This is a genomic window from Thalassobaculum litoreum DSM 18839 (assembly GCF_900102465.1).
Taxonomy (GTDB): Bacteria; Pseudomonadota; Alphaproteobacteria; order Thalassobaculales; family Thalassobaculaceae; genus Thalassobaculum; species Thalassobaculum litoreum.
The window spans coordinates 260,407-277,879 of the sequence record NZ_FNBW01000001.1 but is presented as its reverse complement, the minus strand read 5'-3'; the positions used below and the strand labels follow the sequence as shown (position 1 = coordinate 277,879).

Genomic DNA, 17,473 nt, shown 5'->3' with positions numbered 1-17,473 from the left:
GCCTCTTCCTTTCCTCACGGAACCCAGTCGAAGGTCACCAGCACGCCGGCCGTGATCACCACCCACAGCAGCGACAGCGGCAGGAAGACCTTCCAACCGAGACGCATGAGCTGGTCGTAGCGATAGCGCGGGAACGTGGCGCGGACCCACAAGAAGACGAACAGGACCAGGGAGATCTTCAGGATGAACCAGATCGGTCCCGGGACCCAATTGAACGGGGCGATGTCGAACGGCGCCAGCCAGCCGCCCAGGAACAGCACCACGGTGATGCCGCTCATCAGGATCATGTTGGCGTATTCGCCGAGGAAGAACAGCGCGAAGCTCATCGACGAATATTCGACGAAGTAACCGGCGACCAGCTCCGACTCGCCTTCCGGCAGGTCGAACGGCGCCCGGTTGGTCTCCGCCAGCGCGGAGATGAAGAACACCACGAACATCGGCAGCAGCGGGATCGCGAACCACACGGTGCGCTGCGCCTCGACGATGGCGGTCAGGTTCAGCGAGCCGACGCAGAGCAGCACGGTAATGATCACAAAGCCGATGGAGACCTCGTAGGAAACCATCTGCGCCGCCGAGCGCAGGGCGCCGAGGAAGGCGTATTTCGAGTTCGAGGCCCAGCCCGACATGATGACGCCATAGACGCCCAGCGAACTGACCGCGAACAGATACAGCACGCCGACATTGATGTCGGCCAGCACCATTCCCTTGTCGAACGGGATCACCGCCCAGGCGATCAGGCTGAGGATGAAGGTCAGCATCGGGGCCAGCAGGAAGATGATCTTGTTGGCGCCCGCCGGCAGGATGGTCTCCTTCGACAGCAGCTTCAGCGCGTCGGCGAACGGCTGGAACAGACCGAACGGCCCGACCACGTTCGGCCCTTTGCGCAGCTGGATCGCGCCGATCACCTTGCGTTCGAAGAAGGTCAGGTAGGCCACCGCCACCAGCAGCGGCACCACCAAGGCCATGATCTGGGCGACGATGATCGCGCCCGGGATCACGTATGTATCGATGAACTCCATTACCCGCGCCCTGCCCCGCCGCTCATCCGTCCGTTCCGGTCGCCGCGCCGGCGCGCTTCGGCAGCACGAAGGCTTCCGTGCACTCGGCCATCGTCTTCGACGCGCGGCTGATCGGGTCGGTCATGTAGAAGTTATCGACCGGATACGCAAACGGCGTGTCATCGGTCGCGCCGGCGGCGCCGAACGGTCCCCATTCCGCCGGCTCGATCGTGTCGATCGCGGCGAAGGTCGGGAAATCCTTGCGCAGGGCCACGCGGACGTCCTCCAGCGTGGTGAAGGGCAGCGTCTTGCCGACCGCCTCGGACAGCGCCCGCAGGATCTTCCAATCCTCGCGCGCCTCGCCCGGCGGGAAGGTCGCGGCCACGCCCATCTGGATCCGGCCCTCGGTATTGGCGTAGAGCCCGTCCTTCTCGGTATAGGCGGCCCCCGGCAGGATCACGTCGGCGCCATGGGCACCGTTGTCGCCGTGATGGCCCTGATAGACCACGAAGGCGTCGCCGAACTCGCTCGCCACCTCGTCGGCGGCCAGCAGATAGACCAGCTTCACCGCGCCCGACTTGGCACCCTCGACGATGCCGGCCACGTCGCGGCCGCCCTCGCCCGGCAGGAAGCCCATGTCCAGGCCCGCGACCCGCGAGGCGGCGGTGTGCAGCACGTTGAAACCGTTCCAGGCCGGGATCTCGGTGCCCTCGTCGTCCTTGGAGGCGGCGATCACCATGCCGGTGTCGTCGGCTATCTTGCGGGCGGCGGCGAGCACGGCGGCACCGTCCTCGCGGGTCAGCGCGCCCATGCCGACGACGATCATCGGCCGCTTGGCATCCTTCAGCACCTTGGCGAAGGCGTGGCTGCCGTCGGCGACCTCGGCCAGGGTCTTCGGACCCGCACCCAGGTGCTCGTAATCGTAGGTCAGGTCGACCGGCGCGCCGATCAGGCCGATGGCGACCGGCGCCGCCATCCAGCGCTTGCGGATGCGGGCGTTGACCAGCGCCGCTTCCCAGCGCGGGTTGGTGCCGACCAGCAGGATGGCGTCGGCCTCTTCGATCCCGGCGATCGTGGTGTTGAACAGGTGGCCCGAGCGGGCACCCCCGCCGATCTTCGCGCCGTCCTGGCGGCAGTCGATATTGGCGCTGCCCAGATCGCCCATCAGGCGCTTCAGCGCGTACATCGACTCGGCATCCACGGTGTCGCCGGCGATGGCGGCCATCTGGTCGCCCTTCAGCCCCTTCATCGCACCGGCCACGGCGGCAAAGGCCTCCGGCCAGCTCGCCGGCTGCAGCTTGCCGTCCTTGCGGACATAGGGCCGGTCCAGGCGCTGGCGCTTCAGGCCGTCGCAGGCATAGCGGGTCTTGTCGGAGATCCACTCCTCGTTGACGTCCTCATGCAGCCGCGGCAGCACGCGCAGCACTTCGGCGCCGCGGGCGTCGACTCGGATGTTGGAGCCGACCGCGTCCATCACGTCGACGCTCTCGGTCTTCTTCAACTCCCACGGGCGGGCGACGAAGGCGTAGGGCTTGGAGGTCAGCGCGCCGACCGGGCACAGGTCGATGACGTTGGCCGACAGCTCGCTGTCGAGCGCCTTCTCCAGATAGGTGGTGATCTCGGCGTCCTCGCCGCGGTTCAGCATGCCCATGTCGGTCACGCCGGCGATCTCGGTCGAGAACCGCACGCAGCGGGTGCAGTGGATGCAGCGGGTCATGATCGTCTTGACCAGCGGGCCCATGTACTTGTCGGTCACCGCGCGCTTGTTCTCGTCGTAGCGCGTCGAGTGGTAGCCGTAGCCCATGGCCTGGTCCTGCAGGTCGCACTCGCCGCCCTGGTCGCAGATCGGGCAATCCAGCGGGTGGTTGATCAGCAGGAATTCCATCGTGCCCTTCTGGGCCTTGCGGGCGACGTCGGACTGGGTGTGGATCACCATGCCGTCGCCGGCCGGAAAGGCGCAGGACGCGATCGGCTTCGGCGCCTTCTCCATCTCCACCAGGCACATGCGGCAGTTGCCCGCGACCGACAGGCGGTCGTGGAAGCAGAAGCGCGGCACCTCGGCGCCCGCGGCCTCGCAGGCCTGCAGAACGGTGGCTCCCTGGGGGACCTCGACCTCAATTCCGTCGACTGTCAGCTTCGGCATCGTGCCCTCTCTCCCGACCGTTCCTGGCCGTTACTCGGCGGCCTGGGCGGTCGCCGTCACCGGCTCGCCCGCCTTATGCGCCGCGATCCGACGTTCCATCTCCGGGCGGAAATGCCGGATCAGGCCCTGGATCGGCCACGCGGCCGCGTCACCCAATGCGCAGATCGTGTGACCCTCCACCTGGCGGGTCACCTCCTCCAGCGTGTCGATCTCGTCGACATCCGCCTCGCCGCGGACCATGCGCTCCATCACCCGGTACATCCAGCCGGTGCCCTCGCGGCACGGGGTGCACTGGCCGCAGCTCTCATGCTTGTAGAAGGCGCTCAGCCGGGCGATCGCCTTCACCACGTCGGTCTGCTTGTTCATGACGATGACCGCCGCGGTGCCGAGGCCCGAACGGACCTCGCGCAGCGAATCGAAGTCCATGAGGATCTCGTCGCAGGTCGATTTCGGCATCAGCGGCACCGAGGAGCCGCCCGGGATCACCGCCAGCAGGTTGTCCCAGCCGCCGATCACACCGCCGGCATGCTTCTCGATCAGTTCCTTGAGCGGAATGCCGAGCTCTTCCTCGACGTTGCACGGATTGTTCACGTGCCCGGAGATCGAGAAGATCTTCGGCCCGGAATTCTTCGGCCGGCCGATGGCGGCGAACCACTCGGCCCCGCGCCGCATGATCGTCGGCGTGACCGCGATCGACTCGACGTTGTTCACCGTGGTCGGGCAGCCGTACAGGCCGACGCCGGCCGGGAACGGCGGCTTCAGACGCGGCTGGCCCTTCTTGCCCTCCAGCGACTCCAGCAGCGCGGTCTCCTCGCCGCAGATATAGGCGCCGGCGCCGCGGTGCAGGACCACGTCGAAATCGTAGCCCGAGCCGCAGGCGTTCTTGCCGATCAGACCGGCGTCATACGCCTCGTCGATGGCGCGCTGCAGCGCCACGGCCTCATTGTAGAACTCGCCGCGGATATAGATGTAGGCGGCCTTGGCCCGCATGGCGTAGCCGCCGACCACGCAGCCTTCGATCAGCTTGTGCGGATCGTGGCGCATGATCTCCCGGTCCTTGCAGGTGCCGGGCTCCGACTCGTCGGCGTTGACCACGAGGTAATGCGGCTTGTCCTTCACCTCCTTCGGCATGAAGGACCACTTCAGGCCGGTCGGGAAACCCGCGCCGCCACGGCCGCGCAGGCCGGAGGCCTTGATCACCTCGACGACGTCCTCCGGGGACATCGACAGGATCTCCTTGGTGTTGGACCAGTCGCCGCGCTTGCGCGCGCCGGCAAGGCTCGGGTCGAACCAACCGTAGAGGTTGGTGAAGATGCGATCGTCGTCCTTCAGCATCTCAGTCGTCTCCGCCGGCAGAGGCCTGTTTCTCGGCGAACCAGGGCGGTACCCCGTCGCTGTCCTTCAGCGAGACCAGCGAGGTCGGACCGTCCTTGGACATCGAGCCCTTGCGGCCCAGCATCGAACCGACCTCGGGGGCCTTGCCGGCCTTCAGGTCGTCGATCAGCTTCGCCGTCAGCTCGTAGTCCAGGTCCTCGTAGACATCGTCGTTCACCTGCACGACCGGCGCGTTGGCGCAGACACCGAGGCACTCGACCTCGAGCAGGGTGAACTGACCGTCCGCCGTGGTGGTGTAGTTCTTCGACAGGCCGAGCTTGTCCTTGATGCAGCGCATCACGTCGTCCGACCCGCGCAGCCAGCACGGGGTCGTGGTGCAGGCCTGCAGGAACCACTTCCCCACCGGGGCGAGGTTGAACATCGTGTAGAAGGTCGCGACCTCCATCACCCGGATACGCGGCATGTCCAGCGTGGCGGCGATGGTGTCCATCGCCTTCAGCGGGATCCAGTTGTCGTGCTGGCGCTGGGCCAGGTCGAGCAGCGGGATCACCGCGCTGGCCTGGCGACCGGCGGGGTACTTGGCGACGATCTCCTCGATCGTGGCCTTGCTCTCCGCAGTCCACTCGAAGCTGTCCGGCTGGAGATGGGCCTCGGCGATCGGTTTGGTGCTCATCGGTCGATCTCCCCGAACACGATGTCCAGCGATCCGATGATCGCCACCGTGTCCGCCAGCATGTGTCCGCGTCCCAGGAAGTCCATGGCGGCCAGGAAGGCGAATCCCGGCGCGCGGATCTTGCAGCGATACGGTTTGTTGGATCCGTCGGACATCAGGAACACGCCGAACTCGCCCTTCGGCGCCTCGACCGCCGTGTAGGTCTCGCCGGCGGGGACGTGATAGCCCTCGGTATAGAGCTTGAAGTGGTGGATCAGCGCTTCCATCGAGCGCTTCATCTCGCCGCGTTTCGGCGGCGTCACCTTGCGGTCCAGCGCCTTGACCGGCCCGTCCGGCATCTTGTCGATGGCCTGGTGGATGATCTTCAGCGACTGGCGCATCTCCTCGATGCGGACCAGGTAGCGCGCATAACAGTCGCCGGTCTTGCCGATGGGGATGTCGAAGTCGAAATCCTCGTAGGAATCGTACGGCTGCGCCGTGCGCAGATCCCAGGCCGCCCCCGCCCCGCGCAGCACCGGACCGGAGAAGCCCAGATCCAGGGCCTCGGCGCGGGTCACCACGCCGATATCCACGGTGCGCTGCTTGAAGATCCGGTTGTTGGTCAGCAGGCTTTCAAGGTCGTCGATGAAGGCCGGGAACCTGTCGGCCCAGGCCTTGATGTCCTCCAGCAGGCCTGCCGGAAGATCCTGGTGCACGCCGCCGGGACGGAAATACGCCGCATGCAGACGCGCGCCGGAGGCCCGCTCGTAGAACTCCATGAGCTTCTCGCGCTCCTCGAAGCCCCAGAGCAGCGGCGTCATGGCGCCGACATCGAGCGCAAAGGTTGTGATGTTCAGCAGGTGGTTCAGCAGCCGGCCAATCTCGGCGTAGAGCACGCGGATGTACTGGCCGCGCTTCGGCACCTCCAGCCCCAGCAGCTTCTCGACGGCCAGGGCATAGGCATGCTCCTGGTTCATCGGCGCGACGTAATCGAGCCGGTCGAAATACGGCACCGCCTGAAGGTAGGTCTTGTACTCGATCAGCTTCTCGGTGCCGCGGTGCAGCAGGCCGATATGCGGATCGGCGCGCTCGACCACCTCGCCGTCCATCTCCAGCACCAGGCGCAGCACGCCGTGGGCCGCGGGGTGCTGCGGCCCGAAATTCATGGTGAGCGGTTTGATCTGCGATTCGGCCATCAGCTCGCCGCCTCTTCCTCGGCCTTTTCGTCGCCCGGGAGCAACGACTGCGCGCCTTCCCACGGGCTCAGGAAGTCGAAATTGCGGAACTCCTGGACCAGCTTCACAGGCTCGTACACGACCCGCTTCTGCTCGTCGTCGTAGCGGACCTCGACATAACCGGTCAGCGGGAAGTCCTTGCGCATCGGATGCCCCTCGAACCCGTAGTCGGTGAGGATCCGGCGCAGGTCCGGGTGATCGGCGAAGAAGATGCCGTACATGTCCCAGGCCTCGCGCTCCCACCAGTTGGCGGAATGGAAGACCGCGGTCGCCGACGGCACCGGGGTGTTCTCGTCGGTCGCGGTCTTCAGCCGGACGCGCGTGTTCTGGCTGATCGAAAGCAGGTTGTAGACCACGTCGAACCGGGGCTCGCGCTCCGGATGGTCGACGCCGCACACGTCCATCAGCGCCTTGAACTGGCACTGGGTGTCGTCGCGCAGGAAGGTCAGGACCTTGATGAGGTTGTTGGACGCGCAGCGCAGCGAAAGCTCGCCCTTGCTGATCGCCACCTCGCTCACGTCGCTCCCGAGCTGGGCCTCGATATAGCCCGCCAGCTCCTTGAGCGCGGAAGCCGTCTCATTTGGCGTCGCCGTCTCCATGTCGTCGCTCGCCCCGTCCTCGCTGTTAGCGGCGGCAGCCCGCCGACTTGTCCCAGAACCCGCGATCAGCGGGCGATCGTCGCCGTGCGGCGGATTTTGCGCTGGAGCTGCATCACACCGTACAGCAGCGCCTCGGCCGTCGGCGGACAGCCCGGCACGTAGATGTCGACCGGCACGATCCGGTCGCAGCCGCGCACGACGGAATAGGAATAGTGGTAGTACCCGCCGCCATTGGCGCAGGAGCCCATCGAGATCACCCAGCGCGGCTCGGCCATCTGGTCGTAGACCTTGCGCAGGGCCGGCGCCATCTTGTTGGTCAGCGTGCCGGCGACGATCATTACGTCGGACTGGCGCGGCGACGGCCGGAAGATGATGCCGAAGCGGTCCAGGTCGTAGCGGCTGGCCGCGGTGTGCATCATCTCAACGGCGCAGCAGGCCAGACCGAAGGTCATCGGCCACAGCGACCCGGTGCGGGCCCAGTTGAACAGCTTGTCGGCCTGGGCGACGACGAAACCCTTCTCCTGGAGCTCGTCGCCGACGGCGGACAGGACCGCGTCCTGGTCGGCGCCTGCCGGCACCGGACGGTCGGACTGCATCACTCCCATTCCAGGGCTCCCTTCTTCCACTCGTAGACGAATCCGATCGTCAGCACCCCGAGGAACGCCATCATCGACCAGAAGCCGAACAGCCCGATATCGCCGAGCGAGACCGCCCAGGGGAACAGGAAGGCCACTTCGAGGTCGAAGATGATGAACAGGATGGCGACCAGATAGAACCGCACGTCGAACTGCCGGCGCGAATCATCGAAAGCCTCGAATCCGCACTCATAGGCGGAGAGCTTTTCGGAATCGGGCCGCTGGTGACCGATGACGAACGAGGCCGCCACCATGACAGCGGAAAGTCCGATCGCGATCACCAGGAACACCAGGATAGGCAGGTATTCGGTCAACATGGCGTTCATGGGGAAGTCCCCTTTTATCTCTACGGCTTTAGTGCCGTTTTCCAGCGATCCGAAACCGGGTCCGGTCGCGCACCGCACAATGCGGCGGACTATAGTGCGGTGCAACCCGTTTCGGAAGGCCGTTGGTCGATTTCAGGGCGCGGCCTAAGCGCGCGGAACGGCCGTTCGCGCATGGCGACAGCTCCCCGGGAGGGGAACGTTCCGACGTCGTCGCAATGTCGAAGAGTGGCGGGAGTGACGGGACTCGAACCCGCGGCCTCTGGCGTGACAGGCCAGCGCTCTAACCAACTGAGCTACACCCCCTCCGGGAGACGTCGGGGCGGTTCGAAGGGTGTGCCGCCCGGCGTCGAGGCGCGTGGTGTACTCGCTACCCCGGGGGCTGTCAACAACCCTCGCTGCGCTTTTTTGACGGTTTTTGCGGCCCGGCCATCGGGCCCTGGCGCATCCCAAGGGTTCCTGCCGGTCCGGGCCTCAACGTTCCCCCCGAGCCGCAGGCGCGGCGAGGCCCGCGGGCACGGTCCCCCTTCCCGGCAAAAGGCGCTAAACTGTTAAGGTAGCGTGAAGACGCCCTGGGAGGGCCGCCTTGGACCAGATGAATGCCGGCGACTACGAGCGCCTTCTGAAGCTGATCAACATGCTGGGCAGCGACAGCGACGGCGAGGTTCTGAACGCGACCACAGCGATCAACCGGCTGCTCAACGCCCATGGGCTGGCCTGGAGCGACATCCTGCTGCCCCGCAAGCTGCTGCCGGTGCGCGCCAATGCGCCGGAGGAAGCCGACGCCGCCGCTCCCGTGGATCCGGAGACAGTCGGTCCCCCGCCCCTGGGTCAGGCGACGCCGCAGCAGATGTACGACCTGCTGCTGGCCAGCGGGAATGTCTCGGTCGACGCCAAGCGGGACATCCGCCGGCTCGCCGACGCCATCAAGGGCGGCCGGCTCACCCCCTCGGCCCGGGGCGAGCTGCAGACGATGTACAACTACGCCATCCTGCGCCGCACCCGGATCTGAGCCGGAGGGGCCGGACGGTGAAGGAATCCGATCTCTATCTGCCGGTGAAGCGGTTCCTGGAGGCGCGCGGCTATGAGGTGAAGGCGGAAGTGACGGGCTGCGACGTGGTCGCCCGCCTGCCCGACCCGGACACCCCGCCCCTGGTGGTCGAGTTGAAGACCGCCTTTTCCCTCGACCTGGTCCTGCAAGGAATCAGCCGCCAGCGGCTCAGCGACGACGTCTATCTGGCGGTCCCGGCCCCCGACACACCGGCCAAACGCAAGAACTGGCGCGGCCGCAGGCGGGCCCTGCTGCGGCTCTGCCGCCGCCTGGAACTGGGCCTGATGCTGGTGGACCCCGCCGCCCGGCCGGAGCGCGCCGTGGAGATCGTGGTCGATCCCCGCCCCTACAAGCCGCGGCGCGACCGCAAGGCGCATCACCGGCTGGCCACGGAGTTCTCCAAGCGGGTCGGCGACCCGAACCTGGGCGGGGTGACCCGGCGCACGATCGTCACCGCCTATCGTCAGGATGCGATTCGCTGCGCCGAGGCCCTGGCCTCCGGCCCGCAACCGGTCAAAGCGATTCGCGACACCGCCGGGGTCGCGCGCGCGGCGGCGATCCTGCAGAAGAACCATTACGGCTGGTTCGAGCGGGTATCCCGGGGCACGTACCGGCTCACCGTGCTCGGCATGGCGGCGCACCGCGAACGGGTCGAACGGCTCAAGGCCGCGGAACACGCCGCAGCCTGATCAAGATCCCGAAACTGTCCGGATGGATGGTGGGCGGTGACGGGTTCGAACCGCCGACCTAGCGGGTGTAAACCGCTCGCTCTCCCAGCTGAGCTAACCGCCCCCAAAGAGATGATCCGACTTCGCCCCGACTTTGGCACAGCTCGGGGGCGAGCCGGAAAAGAAAACGCCAGCCTTCCAGGGAAGGCTGGCGCTTAGTACTCCAGGAAACCGCGTTAGTTGACGGCGTCCTTCAGACCCTTGCCCGGCTTGAACTTGGGCAGCTTGGAAGCCGGGATGCTGATCTTTTCACCGGTGCGCGGGTTGCGGCCCTCGCTGGCGGCACGGGCCGCCACGGAGAAAGTACCAAACCCGACAAGACGGACATCCCCGCCGGACTTCAGAACGCCAGTGATGGAGTCGAACACTGCGTCAACAGCCTTGGCCGCGTCGGACTTGGAGAGATCGGCCGCCTCGGCGACCTGAGCAATGAGATCATTCTTGTTCACTTTAGGAGCCCCCCAATGTGGCTGGGTAAATCATAAATGGCGTCGTCTGGGCGACGTTAGCGGCCCAGACTCTATGCCGCTCATTCTGTGTCCGTCAACGTTCGTGAGGACCAGAATTCAAGGTTTTCTGCGGTTTTCGAGCTTGACTTCAAAGCAAGATCATCACTTCGCCCCCTGAATGCAACCGGCCGCTGCACTGAGTGAGCGGCCGGAGAAGCATATAGGGAAGTGAAAGGATGTCAGTGCGTTACCACACCTTCGACCCCTTCGGGCTTGGCCGGTTTGGACAGGCTTTCGATGCCCGCCTTGTCCGGATCCAAGGTCGCCGGGTCGATCGGAACCGGCTGCGAAGTCAGGGCGTGCCCGATCACCTCGTCGACCGTCCCCACGGGGATAATCTTCATACCCTTCTTGACGTTATCCGGAATCTCCGCGAGGTCCTTCTCGTTGTCGCGCGGGATCAGGACGGTCTTCAGACCACCGCGCAGGGCGGCCAGAAGCTTCTCCTTCAACCCGCCGATCGGCAGCACCCGACCGCGCAGCGTGATCTCGCCGGTCATCGCCACGTCGCGGCGCACCGGAATGCCGGTCAGCACCGAAACGATGGAGGTGACCATGGCCACGCCGGCCGACGGACCGTCCTTGGGGGTCGCCCCTTCCGGAACGTGCACGTGGATGTCGCGGGATTCGATGACCTTGGGCTGGATTCCGAAGGTCAGCGAGCGCGATTTCACGAACGACTCGGCCGCCTGGACCGACTCCTTCATCACATCGCCGAGCTTGCCCGTTGACGTGACCTTGCCCTTACCCGGGAGGGTCAGCGCCTCGATCGACAGCAGCTCGCCGCCGACCTCGGTCCAGGCCAGACCTGTGGTGACGCCCACCAGGTCGGTCTCCTCGACCTCGCCATAGCGGTAGCGGCGCACACCGGCGTACTTGTCCAGGTTCTTCGGCGTGACGGCGACCCGCTTCTTGCCGTTCTGCACGATCTCCTTGACCGCCTTGCGGGCCAGGTTGGCCAGCTCGCGCTCCAGGTTCCGCACGCCCGCCTCGCGGGTGTAGTAGCGGATCAGGTCGTACAGGGCCTCGTCGGAGATCGTCCACTCACCCTTGCGCAGGCCGTGATCGGCGATCTGCTTCTCGATCAGGTGGCGGCGGGCGATCTGGACCTTCTCGTCCTCGGTGTAGCCCGAGAGCCGGATGACCTCCATGCGGTCGAGCAGCGGCTGCGGCATCCGCAGCGTGTTCGCCGTGGTCACGAACATCACGTCCGACAGGTCGTAATCGACCTCCAGATAGTGGTCCTGGAAGCTGTTGTTCTGCTCCGGATCGAGCACCTCGAGCAGGGCCGAGGACGGATCGCCCCGGTAGTCCTGGCCGAGCTTGTCGATCTCGTCGAGCAGGAACAGCGGGTTCGAGGTCTTGGCCTTCTTCATGCCCTGGATGACCTTGCCCGGCAGCGCCCCTATGTAGGTGCGCCGGTGGCCGCGGATCTCCGCCTCGTCCCGCACGCCGCCGAGCGACATGCGCACGAAGTTGCGGCCGGTCGCCTTGGCGATCGACTTGCCGAGCGAGGTCTTGCCGACGCCCGGCGGGCCGACCAGACACAGGATCGGGCCCTTCACCTTGCCGACCCGGGCCTGCACGGCGAGATACTCCAGGATTCGTTCCTTGACCTTCTCCAGGCCGTAATGGTCGGCATCGAGCACGACCTCGGCGTGGGAGATGTCCTTCTTCACCTTGGAGCGCTTCTTCCAGGGGATGTTGACCAGCCAGTCGAGGTAGTTGCGCACCACCGTCGCCTCGGCGGACATCGGGCTCATGTTGCGGAGCTTCTTGAACTCCTGCAGCGCCTTGTCCTTGGCCTCCTTGGAGAGCTTCGTCTTGTGGATCTGCTCTTCCAGCTCGGCCAGGTCGTCGCGGCCGTCGTCGGTCTCGCCCAGCTCCTTCTGAATGGCCTTCATCTGCTCATTCAGATAGTACTCGCGCTGGGTCTTCTCCATCTGCCGCTTCACGCGGGTGCGGATGCGCTTCTCCACCTGGAGAACGCCGATCTCGCCTTCCATGAAGCCGTAGACCCGCTCCAGCCGGTCCATCACGCCGGCGCTTTCCAGCAGCTCCTGCTTGTCCGAGATCTTCAGCGCCAGATGCGAGGCGACCGTATCGGCGAGCTTCGCCGGCTCCTCGATCTGGTTAACGGAAACAAGTACTTCCGGCGGGATCTTCTTGTTCAGCTTGATGTACTGCTCGAACTGACCGACCACCGCGCGGGACAGGGCTTCGACTTCCTGTTCGTCGCCGGCATCCTCTTCGATCGTCTCCGCCTCGGCCTCGAAGAAGGCGACGGTGGAGGTGTAGCGGTGGATCTTTGCGCGCTGACCGCCCTCGACCAGCACCTTCACGGTGCCGTCCGGCAGTTTCAGCAGCTGCAACACCGTCCCGATGGTGCCGATGTCGTAGATGTCGCCCGGTGCGGGATCGTCGTCAGCGGCATTGCGCTGAGTTACGAGCAGGATCTTCTTGTCGTCCTGCATGACGTCCTCGAGGGCCCGCACCGACTTGTCGCGCCCCACGAAGAGCGGCACGATCATGTGCGGGAACACCACGATGTCCCGAAGCGGGAGGACGGGATAGACCTCGTTTCCTGCGGTCACGTCAATTGGCCTCGATATAAGCGCCTCCCCCGTGACGAAAATGCGTTGGCGTCACACAGGGCGGGGGATGAACCCTGCGCACGAGGACATTAGGTGGCGCGCGGACCCCCGAGGATCAAGGCTTCTCGGTCACGCGCCCGCGTTTGCATCCTCTCGGCGTTCGCCATGGACGAAGATCGGCTTGGCCCCGGACGCGACGACATCACCGTTGATGATGATCTCCTCGACGTCGTCGGCCCCCGGCAGGTCGTACATCGGATCGAGCAGAATGCTCTCCATGATCGACCGCAGGCCGCGGGCACCGGTCTTGCGCTCGATCGCCTTCTTGGCGATGGCCGTCAGGGCGTCCTCGCGGAACTCGAGCTTCACGTCCTCCATCTCGAACAGCCGCTGGTACTGCTTGACCAGGGCGTTCTTCGGCTTGGTGAGTATCTCGATCAGCGCCTCTTCGTCCAGGTCCTCCAGGGTCGCGATGACCGGCAGACGGCCGACGAACTCGGGAATGAGACCGAACTTCAGCAGATCCTCCGGTTCGACCCCGCGCAGGATCTCGCCGGTGCGGCGGTCGTCCGGCGCGCGGACATCGGCGCCGAAGCCGATGGACGAGCCCTTGGAGCGGTTGGAGATGATCTTCTCCAGCCCGGCGAAGGCGCCGCCGCAGATGAACAGGATGTTGGTCGTGTCCACCTGCAGGAACTCCTGCTGCGGATGCTTGCGGCCGCCCTGGGGCGGCACGCTGGCGACCGTGCCTTCCATGATCTTCAGCAGCGCCTGCTGCACGCCCTCGCCCGACACGTCGCGGGTGATCGAGGGGTTGTCCGACTTGCGGCTTATCTTGTCGACCTCGTCGATATAGACGATGCCGCGCTGCGCCCGCTCCACGTTGTAGTCGGCGGATTGCAGCAGCTTGAGAATGATGTTCTCGACATCCTCGCCGACATACCCGGCCTCGGTCAGCGTGGTCGCGTCGGCCATCGTGAACGGAACGTCGATGATCCGGGCCAGGGTCTGCGCCAGCAGGGTCTTGCCGCAGCCCGTCGGGCCGATCAGCAGAATGTTGGACTTCGCCAGCTCGACATCGTTGTTCTTCGCCCCGTGGGCCAGCCGCTTGTAGTGGTTATGCACCGCCACCGACAGGATGCGCTTCGCCGTGTATTGGCCGATGACGTAATCGTCCAGTACCGTGCAGATGTCCTGGGGGGTGGGCACGCCGTCGCGGGACTTCACCAGCGTGGTCTTGTGTTCCTCGCGGATGATGTCCATGCACAGCTCGACACACTCGTCGCAGATGAACACCGTCGGGCCCGCGATAAGCTTGCGGACCTCGTGCTGACTCTTTCCGCAGAAGGAGCAGTAGAGGGTGTTCTTGGACTCGCTGGAGCCGCTGCCGCTACCAGATTTGCTCATGGTTCTCGGCCCTGTTTACCTGTTCCATCGGTTCTATGTTAGCCACCCGGCCCGCATAGTCACAATGCGAAATATCCCACGCCATCAGTAAAAAACCCTTTACCGACGGTATACCGCGAGAAACCGGATTCGACTTTTCGGATCGGAAGGACAAACGGGACCCGTCAGTCCGCGCCGTCTTCCACGGGACTCGCGCGCTTCTCGATCACCTCGTCGATGATGCCAAAGCCCTTCGCGGCCTCCGGGGTCATGAAGTTGTCACGCTCCATGGCCTTCTCGATATCGTCCAGTTTCTGGCCCGTGTGCTTCACGTAGATCTCGTTCAGACGCGAACGCACCGACAGGATCTCGCGGGCGTGGATCTCGATATCCGTCGCCTGACCCTGGAAGCCGCCGGACGGCTGATGGACCATGATCCGGGCGTTCGGCAGCGCGTAGCGCTTGCCCGTCGCACCGGCGGTCAGCAGCAGCGAGCCCATGGAGGCCGCCTGGCCGATGCAGACCGTGGACACGTCGGGACGGATGTACTCCATGGTGTCGTACATCGCCAGGCCGGAGGTCACCACGCCGCCCGGCGAGTTAATGTACATGGAGATGTCCTTCGTCGGGTTCTCCGCCTCCAGGAACAGCAGCTGGGCGCAGACCACGCTGGCGACCGCATCGTTCACCGGGCCCATCACGAAGATGATCCGCTCCTTGAGCAGGCGCGAGTAGATATCGTACGCGCGCTCGCCGCGGTTGGTCTGTTCGACCACCATCGGCACCAGGGAGTTCATGTAGATTTCGGCCGGGTTGGCCATAGTGCCTCTTCCTTCGTCCGGTTGGTCGCGGGCTCTTGCCCAGCCCCTTTAACTATCACGCCCCGCTAATATGGGTCGTCGGAAGCGCCGGCACCAGTGCGTCGGTTGCCGGCGCTCTCCACTCAGGCGTCGGAATCCGCCTCGGCGTCGGAATCGTCCGCCTTCTTCTTCGACTTCGACGCCGTCTTGGCCTTCGAGGAAGCGGCCTTCGGCTTGGCCGCGGCCTTCTTCTTCGCCGGCTTCTTCTCGGCGTCGTCCGCCTTCTCCGCGGCCTCGTCCTCGGCGTCCGGATCGCGGAACAGTTCCTCGGCGGTCACGGTCTTGTCGGTGACCTTGGCCATCTCGACCACGAAGTCGACGACCTTGTCCTCGAACAGCGGGGCGCGGACCTGGGCCAGGGCCTGCGGGTTCTTCTGGTAGTAGTCGAAGACGAACCGCTCCTGCCCCGGGAATCGGGCGGCCTGCTCCTGGATCGCGCGGGAGACTTCCTCGTCGGTCACCTGGATGTTGTTCTGGCGGCCGACCTCGGAGAGCAGCAGGCCCAGGCGCACGCGGCGCTCGGCGATGCCGCGGTACTCGGCGCGGTCCTCCTCGCTGAGCTTCTTCTCGTCGGCGTCGTGGCCGGCGTCGTGATCATGCGCGTGATCGTGGTCATGCCCGTGGTCATGATCATGGTCGTGGTCGTGATCATGGTCGTGGTCATGATCGTGATCGTGATCATGGCCCGCTTCGCCCTCGGAATGGTGGACGACCTGGTGGACGATGCCCTTGTACTCCTCCTCGACCATCTTCGGCGGCACCTCGAAGGAGTGCTTATCGGCCAGGATGTCGAGGAGCTGACGCTTCATGCGGGTGCGCGTGGCGGTCAGGTACTCGCCCTTCATCTGCTCGCCGATCGCCTCTTTCAGGGCGTCCAGCGAGTCCAGACCAAAGCGCTGGGCGAAGGCGTCGTCGATTTCGACCGGCTTCGGCTCGCGGATCTCCTTAAGCGTGACGTCGAACACGGCTTCCTTACCGGCCAGGTGCGAGGCCTGGTAGTCCTCCGGGAAGCTGACGGTGACCGCCTTCTCGTCGCCGGCATTCGCGCCGACGAGCTGCTCCTCGAAGCCCGGAATGAAGGTGTTGGAGCCGAGTTCCAGGTGGTGGTCCTGGGCGGCACCGCCGTCGAACGGCTCGCCGTCGATCTTGCCGACGAAGTCGATGACCACGACGTCGCCATTGGCGGCCGGGCGGGCCTCCTCGATCGGCGCCGACTCCTTCTGACCCTCGGACATGCGCTTCAGCGCGTCGTTGATGTCGTCGTCGCTCGGCTCGGCGACCACCCGCTCCAGCTCCAGGGTGGAGAAATCGACGGTCTCGATCTCCGGCATCAGCTCGACCGAGAGCTTGTACTCCAGGTCCTTGCCCTTCTCGTAGGAGGTGATCTCCACGTTCGGCTGGGAGGCCGGACGCAGGTCACGCTCGTCCAGGGCGCGCTGGGAGCTCTCGTTGACCGACTTCTCGATCACCTCGCCGAGCAGCGAGTCGCCGTAGCGCTGACGCAGCAGTGCCGGCGGCACCTTGCCCGGACGGAAGCCGGGCATGTTCACCTGCGGCGCGAGCTCGACCAGACGGCCGTTCAGCTCGGCGTCCAGGTCCGCGGCCGGAATGGTGATGGTGAATTCGCGCGTCAGTCCCTCGTTGAGGGTTTCGTTCACTTGCATAAGGAAAAATCCCGCTCGAACAGGGCCATTTTCGTGGCGTGGGCCAGTGTGTCTCTTCCCCGCCGGGCCGCGCGTCCTGGCCGCATGGTGCGGGTGGAGGGACTTGAACCCCCATGGCTTGCGCCACTGGAACCTAAATCCAGCGTGTCTACCAATTCCACCACACCCGCGCCGGGCAAACGCGCCCACATTGGGGACGCGCACTGCTATATGACGGCGGGGGCGGCGTCAACCGTGCCCGGGTAACCGCCGCGCGCCTAGCCGCCCTGTTCGGCCGGCATGTCCGGGCCGCCGGCGACCGCATGGCCGCGATATCGGGGCAGATCGTCGGTGATGGCGTACCAGGGCGCCTTGGAGGCGACGAAGATGTGCCTGTCCGGACGGATCGAGGGCGCGTCGGTCAGCGTGCCCATGGCGACATGCACCCAGGCGCCGTCGCGCACGATCGAAAACAACAGGGAGCCGCAGGTCCGGCAGTGGACGTCGCCCGCCTGTCCCGCACCGTCGGTATCGCCGTAGACCATGACCATCGCCGTGCCGCCGACCAGGCGCAACCGCTCGCGCTCGATCCCGGCGAAGGGCTTGAAGGCCGAACCTGTCGCCCGCCGGCAATCGCCGCAGTGGCAGTTGGCGGCGTAGGAAAAACCATCGGCGACCAGATAGCGGACCGCTCCGCACAGACACTGGCCAGACAGGTCCCTCACCGCGCCCACCCGCCGCCGGGGGCGCCGGTCCGTGGGCGCAGATCGGCCCCTGGGCGG

16 protein-coding genes and 3 tRNA genes are annotated in these 17,473 nt (G+C 65.6%); 2 read left to right on the top strand and 17 right to left on the bottom strand.

Annotated elements, in window-relative coordinates:
• Positions 1-14 precede the first annotated feature (14 nt).
• The 9 genes from nuoH to BLS34_RS01195 all read right to left on the bottom strand — a co-directional run bounded on the left by nuoH (position 15) and on the right by BLS34_RS01195 (position 8,226).
• The gene (gene nuoH, locus BLS34_RS01235) at positions 15-1,019 is read right to left on the bottom strand and encodes an NADH-quinone oxidoreductase subunit NuoH (RefSeq protein WP_093147576.1); all 1,005 of its coding nucleotides are present in this window, start codon (positions 1,017-1,019) and stop codon (positions 15-17) included.
• A gap of 22 nt (positions 1,020-1,041) precedes the next feature.
• A complete protein-coding gene (gene nuoG, locus BLS34_RS01230; protein ID WP_093147573.1) occupies positions 1,042-3,141 on the bottom strand; it encodes an NADH-quinone oxidoreductase subunit NuoG in 2,100 nt (699 codons plus the stop codon).
• Positions 3,142-3,171: 30 nt separating this feature from the next.
• A complete protein-coding gene (gene nuoF / locus BLS34_RS01225) occupies positions 3,172-4,476 on the bottom strand; it encodes an NADH-quinone oxidoreductase subunit NuoF (RefSeq protein ID WP_028794902.1) in 1,305 nt (434 codons plus the stop codon).
• Position 4,477: 1 nt separating this feature from the next.
• Entirely contained in the window at positions 4,478-5,149 is a 672-nt protein-coding gene (locus BLS34_RS01220) for a complex I 24 kDa subunit family protein (RefSeq protein WP_028794903.1), read from the bottom strand.
• A complete protein-coding gene (locus tag BLS34_RS01215; RefSeq protein ID WP_093147571.1) occupies positions 5,146-6,324 on the bottom strand; it encodes an NADH-quinone oxidoreductase subunit D in 1,179 nt (392 codons plus the stop codon). Before BLS34_RS01215 ends, BLS34_RS01220 begins: the two co-directional genes overlap by 4 nt.
• Positions 6,324-6,962, bottom strand: coding sequence for an NADH-quinone oxidoreductase subunit C (locus tag BLS34_RS01210; protein WP_028794905.1), 639 nt, complete (start codon positions 6,960-6,962; stop codon positions 6,324-6,326). Before BLS34_RS01210 ends, BLS34_RS01215 begins: the two co-directional genes overlap by 1 nt.
• A 65-nt stretch (positions 6,963-7,027) precedes the next feature.
• Positions 7,028-7,567, bottom strand: a complete 540-nt coding sequence (locus BLS34_RS01205; protein ID WP_028794906.1) for a NuoB/complex I 20 kDa subunit family protein — start codon at positions 7,565-7,567, stop codon at positions 7,028-7,030.
• Positions 7,558-7,923, bottom strand: a complete 366-nt coding sequence (locus tag BLS34_RS01200; protein ID WP_028794907.1) for an NADH-quinone oxidoreductase subunit A — start codon at positions 7,921-7,923, stop codon at positions 7,558-7,560. Before BLS34_RS01200 ends, BLS34_RS01205 begins: the two co-directional genes overlap by 10 nt.
• 226 nt (positions 7,924-8,149) lie before the next feature.
• A tRNA-Asp gene (locus BLS34_RS01195) sits at positions 8,150-8,226 on the bottom strand.
• Between the two features lie 280 nt (positions 8,227-8,506).
• Here BLS34_RS01195 and BLS34_RS25770 point away from each other — a divergent pair.
• A complete protein-coding gene (locus BLS34_RS25770; RefSeq protein WP_051244819.1) occupies positions 8,507-8,932 on the top strand; it encodes a hypothetical protein in 426 nt (141 codons plus the stop codon).
• A gap of 17 nt (positions 8,933-8,949) precedes the next feature.
• A complete protein-coding gene (locus BLS34_RS01190) occupies positions 8,950-9,660 on the top strand; it encodes a DUF2161 family putative PD-(D/E)XK-type phosphodiesterase (RefSeq protein ID WP_245701881.1) in 711 nt (236 codons plus the stop codon).
• 27 nt (positions 9,661-9,687) lie between these two features.
• On the opposite strand, the gene BLS34_RS01185 is transcribed toward BLS34_RS01190, so the two are convergent.
• The 8 genes from BLS34_RS01185 to BLS34_RS01150 form a co-directional block, all read right to left on the bottom strand.
• Positions 9,688-9,763: transfer RNA gene (locus BLS34_RS01185), tRNA-Val, on the bottom strand.
• A 112-nt stretch (positions 9,764-9,875) separates the two neighbouring features.
• Positions 9,876-10,148, bottom strand: coding sequence for an HU family DNA-binding protein (locus BLS34_RS01180; RefSeq protein WP_028794908.1), 273 nt, complete (start codon positions 10,146-10,148; stop codon positions 9,876-9,878).
• 239 nt (positions 10,149-10,387) lie between these two features.
• On the bottom strand, positions 10,388-12,802 hold the full coding sequence (lon, locus tag BLS34_RS01175; protein WP_028794909.1) for an endopeptidase La: 2,415 nt from the start codon (positions 12,800-12,802) through the stop codon (positions 10,388-10,390).
• A 129-nt stretch (positions 12,803-12,931) separates the two neighbouring features.
• The gene (clpX, locus tag BLS34_RS01170) at positions 12,932-14,209 is read right to left on the bottom strand and encodes an ATP-dependent Clp protease ATP-binding subunit ClpX (protein WP_028794910.1); all 1,278 of its coding nucleotides are present in this window, start codon (positions 14,207-14,209) and stop codon (positions 12,932-12,934) included.
• Between the two features lie 164 nt (positions 14,210-14,373).
• Positions 14,374-15,009, bottom strand: a complete 636-nt coding sequence (gene clpP, locus BLS34_RS01165; RefSeq protein ID WP_028794911.1) for an ATP-dependent Clp endopeptidase proteolytic subunit ClpP — start codon at positions 15,007-15,009, stop codon at positions 14,374-14,376.
• Between the two features lie 122 nt (positions 15,010-15,131).
• Positions 15,132-16,712: a trigger factor gene (gene tig, locus BLS34_RS01160; protein WP_093147569.1), complete on the bottom strand. Its 1,581-nt coding sequence runs from the start codon at positions 16,710-16,712 to the stop codon at positions 15,132-15,134.
• 85 nt (positions 16,713-16,797) lie between these two features.
• Positions 16,798-16,882, bottom strand: a tRNA-Leu gene (locus BLS34_RS01155).
• An 87-nt stretch (positions 16,883-16,969) separates the two neighbouring features.
• On the bottom strand, positions 16,970-17,416 hold the full coding sequence (locus tag BLS34_RS01150) for a GFA family protein (RefSeq protein ID WP_093148106.1): 447 nt from the start codon (positions 17,414-17,416) through the stop codon (positions 16,970-16,972).
• Between the last annotated feature and the right edge of the window lie 57 nt (positions 17,417-17,473).